The sequence below is a fragment of the Streptomyces sp. NPDC051020 genome (assembly GCF_040683105.1).
Taxonomy (GTDB): domain Bacteria; phylum Actinomycetota; class Actinomycetes; order Streptomycetales; family Streptomycetaceae; genus Streptomyces.
The window spans coordinates 1-3,498 of the sequence record NZ_JBFBCG010000190.1 but is presented as its reverse complement, the minus strand read 5'-3'; the positions used below and the strand labels follow the sequence as shown (position 1 = coordinate 3,498).

The window sequence follows — 3,498 nt, the reverse complement described above, 5'->3', positions numbered from 1 at the left end:
CGCCAGCCAGGCAGCGACCGAACCAGTGAATCTGAAACCACGTCAACCCGCTCTGACCAGCTAGTCAGCCATTCCCGCGCAGCGGGGGAACCTCAGAGTGCCAGCGAGGACCAGTAGAGGTTGAGCCACCCCGGTGCCCAGCCATAAGGGCGCAGGCCGTGGTGGAAGAGATCGGTAATGTGCGCGACGGCGCCGACGAAGAGCAGGCCCGCCGCGATGACGCAGACCAGCATTACCACCCAGCGGGGAGTGCGGTTCATCCATTCGATCACGTCATAGATCGTCCCAGCTGTGGGGGCGGCACATCAGGCAGCCAGCCTGCGGTAGCAGATGAGGGTGCAGGCGATGCTGGTGAAGGCCAGGAAGTGCTCAGCTTTGCGTTCGTAGCGGCGGTGCAGACGGCGGTAGCCGGCGAGCCAGGCCATGGTGCGTTCGATCGTCCATCGGTGTCGTCCGAGTCGCTGCGAGGTCTCGACGCCCTTGCGTGCGATGCGGTGCTGGATACCCCGCTGGGACAACCATCGCCGCAGGTGGTTGTAGTCGTAGCCCTTGTCGGCGTGGAGTTTGCCGGGCTTGCGCCGCCGTCGGCCGCGGCGGGACCGGATTGGCGGTATTCCCTTCACGAGCGGGATCAGGGCCTGACTGTCATGGACGTTGGCGCCTGAGATCCCGACGGACAGGGGCAGACCGGTCCGCTCGGTGATCAGGTGGATCTTCGAGCCGTACTTGCCCCGATCCACAGGATTCGGACCTGTCAGATCCCCTTTTTCAGGGCCCGCATGTTCACCGAGTCGATTGCGCACCTCGACCAGTCCAGGTCACCGCGCGAGCCCAGTTCGTCGAGGACCAGGCGATGCAGCTTGGCCCACACTCGCGCCGTCGTCCACTCGGTGAACCTGCGGTGGGCCGTTGCCCCGGACGGCCCGAACGACTCCGAGGGCAGCTGCTGCCACGTGCAGCCCGACGTGGCCACGAACACGATCGCGGCCAGAACCTCACGGTCACCATGCCTTCGCCGGCCACCGCCCTGAGGCCGCGTCGGCACCTCCGGCACCACCCGCTGGAACAGCTCCCACAACTCATCCGGCACCAGCCGCTCAACGATCTCCACCACGGCCAACAGCCTACCGAGCCAAATGAGATGACGTCTTAATTAGCGGGTTCGGGGTTCGAGTCGCTGGCGGCGCACCGGTGAAGGGTCCCTCGTGATCACGAGGGGCTTTTCGGCGTCCGGCCTTACGGCAGGAAGCCGTCCGCCTGCGAGAAGACGGTGCGGACGACGATCATGAAGATGATGCAGCCGATGATGAAGACGCCCAGGAAGGCCAACAGGCAGCCGGACTCCGCCGCCAGCTTCCCGCGTGCCGGGGCGTGGGCGGTCGCCCGCTCCGGGTGCTCGGCCGTGTAGTGGACGGTGACGATGTCGCCCTCGACGACCGTCGCGGACCCGTTGCTCTCCTCGAAACGGACGCCGCGGCCCTCCCGGGTCGTGAACTCGTACACGTGGTGCAGCGTCGTACTCACCTGGGTCTCCCCGCCGCCACTTGTCGTGGTGTACGTGCGCAGGCACCGCGCCTCGGCCGTGAGCCCGCTGTTCCAGGCGCTGCGCACGTCCCGGGAGCGGCCGATGACTCTGATCAGCATGAAGACCGCGCCGCCGATCATGAGCAGCGGCACGATGTAGAACAGCATTTCCATGAGGCCCCCCGGACTCCGTGCCCGGCCGTGATCGGCCGGTGTGGGAGGACCCTACCCGCGCCGGCCGGACCGGTGACTCAGAAAATGCTCAGAACGAGCTTGCCGAACCGGGTGATTATTGTCGGCTCGAACATATCCAGACCCCTTACGCTCCGGGCTCCCGGCACCCCGCGCAGAACCCCGCCGTCAAGTCCCGTACCAGCACCTTGCGTTCGCAGTCGTCGAGTGCGACAAGACCCCTCGGGGCGGTCGAGAAGCGGGTAGACGAGTGGGGCCAGGAGGTTGGAGCAGTCGTTCCAGCTGAAGCCGGGTTCGGCGACGGCGATCGCGTCGTCCAGCCGGCCGTCCCGCAGCAAGGTCGAGGAGAGCCAGGCGCGATACCCGACCCAGTCGTCAGCGGCGATGGCATCGCGCATCACGGCCTCGGCTTCCTCGGCCTGGCCGCGGGCGCGGAGGGCGCCGGCGTAGATGTCCAGGCAGGTGTGCGCATCCTGGACGGCCAGCTCGCGCAGCTCGTCGAGCCGGCCGTGACGTGCCAGCAGTTCGGCGTAGGCGGTGAGGGTGTTCTGGGCGAGGAAGCGGCGCCCGGCTATGTCCTGGCCAAGGATCCGGATCGCCTCGTCGGCTCGGCCCGCGCGCTCCAGCACTCGGACCTGGAGCTCCTGCGCGTCCGAGCAGGAGTAGTCCCACCGGCCCTCGTCACAAACTGTCCGCGCGGCTTCGGCATGCGGAGCGATCAACTCCAGCACCCGCTCGTCACGGCCCTGGCCTTCAGTGATCTCCACCAGGACCGACCGGATCCACGACTCACCGATGTGCGGAACGAGCACGTCGATGGCCTCATCGATGCGCCCTGCCCTGGCGAGCAGCTCAGCGAAGTTGCGGCATTCGGTCTTCGACGCGTGTCCTGCTTCGTCCGGGCAGACCAGGTACCGGGCCTCTTCCGTCCGGCCCGCCCGCAGCAGGATGTCGGCCTTCGCCCACAGAGCGGTCCGCCACCCGGTCGTTACGAACGGCGCCATCACCTCCAGCGCCCTTCCGAACTCCCCCGCCCGGCGCAGCTCCTCCACCGCGCCCTCCGCGCAGAACCACTCGCCGCGCTCCGCCGCCGCCCGGATCACCAGGTCCAGGTGACCGTGCTCCAACAGGAGACCCACCCTCCCCGGAGAAATGCCGCGATTGTTGCTCGCCTGCCAAACAAGATCGTCCATGTCCATGGCCGGAAGCGTAAAAGTAGCCACTGACATGCGGCTTAGGGGCGTTTCGACCGGTCGGCTCGACCTACGGCGGGGCAACAGCCTCCGTCATTCCCCGGGCGGACGCATGACATTTGACGGCAACTCCTAGTAGGGCTTTGTTAGGTCCTGTGGTGGGGTTCGGGGGTTGCTGCGGGTTGGCCGCATATCGAGCAGGCGCCGGTCCAGGTGGCCAGGAGGGCCTGGAGTTCGCGGAGGACCGCGTAGAGGGTCAGGCCAGCACAGGGGCTTTTGGGTCGAGCCTGAGCAGGGTGCAGAAGGCTTGGGCGAGGGAGGCGAGGGTTGCGTGGCGGTGCCATCCGAGGTAGTTGCGGCCCTCGAAGTGGTCCAGGCCGAGGCCGTCCTTGAGCTCACGGTAGTCGTGCTCAACTCGCCAGCGGATCTTGGCGATTCGCACCAGCTCGCGTAGTGGGGTGGCGGCGGGCAGCGTCGAGAGCCAGTAGTCGGTTGGCTCGGCGGAGTCGGGTGGCCACTGGACGAGCAGCCAGCATTCGGGCAGGGAGCCGTCGGCGGCGCGGCGGATGGACCGGTTGGCCGGGCGAAC

At 67.4% G+C, this 3,498-nt stretch carries 5 protein-coding genes; all 5 read right to left on the bottom strand.

Annotated features, from left to right (window positions below):
• Positions 1-92 precede the first annotated feature (92 nt).
• On the bottom strand, positions 93-272 hold the full coding sequence (locus AB0N06_RS38370) for a hypothetical protein (RefSeq protein ID WP_366139302.1): 180 nt from the start codon (positions 270-272) through the stop codon (positions 93-95).
• Positions 273-305: 33 nt separating this feature from the next.
• Positions 306-1,105 (bottom strand): IS5 family transposase gene (locus AB0N06_RS38365; protein ID WP_366139303.1). Its coding sequence is split into 2 segments (ribosomal slippage): positions 306-766 and positions 766-1,105, totalling 801 coding nucleotides; the frame shifts between segments, so codons are not numbered across the junction.
• 131 nt (positions 1,106-1,236) lie between these two features.
• Positions 1,237-1,698 carry a DUF3592 domain-containing protein gene (locus tag AB0N06_RS38360; RefSeq protein ID WP_366139301.1) on the bottom strand — a complete coding sequence of 154 codons (462 nt, stop codon included), beginning with the start codon at positions 1,696-1,698 and terminating at the stop codon, positions 1,237-1,239.
• A 77-nt stretch (positions 1,699-1,775) separates the two neighbouring features.
• Positions 1,776-2,909: a hypothetical protein gene (locus tag AB0N06_RS38355; RefSeq protein ID WP_366139300.1), complete on the bottom strand. Its 1,134-nt coding sequence runs from the start codon at positions 2,907-2,909 to the stop codon at positions 1,776-1,778.
• A 256-nt stretch (positions 2,910-3,165) separates the two neighbouring features.
• The coding region (locus AB0N06_RS38350; RefSeq protein WP_366139299.1) for a transposase at positions 3,166-3,498 on the bottom strand (333 nt) is incomplete at its 5' end.

Excerpts from the sequence above, each read along its gene's own strand:
- AB0N06_RS38360 (WP_366139301.1), bottom strand. The coding sequence starts at position 1,698 with ATGGAAATGCTGTTCTACATCGTGCCGCTGCTCATGATCGGCGGCGCG.
- AB0N06_RS38355 (WP_366139300.1), bottom strand. The coding sequence starts at position 2,909 with ATGGACGATCTTGTTTGGCAGGCGAGCAACAATCGCGGCATTTCTCCG.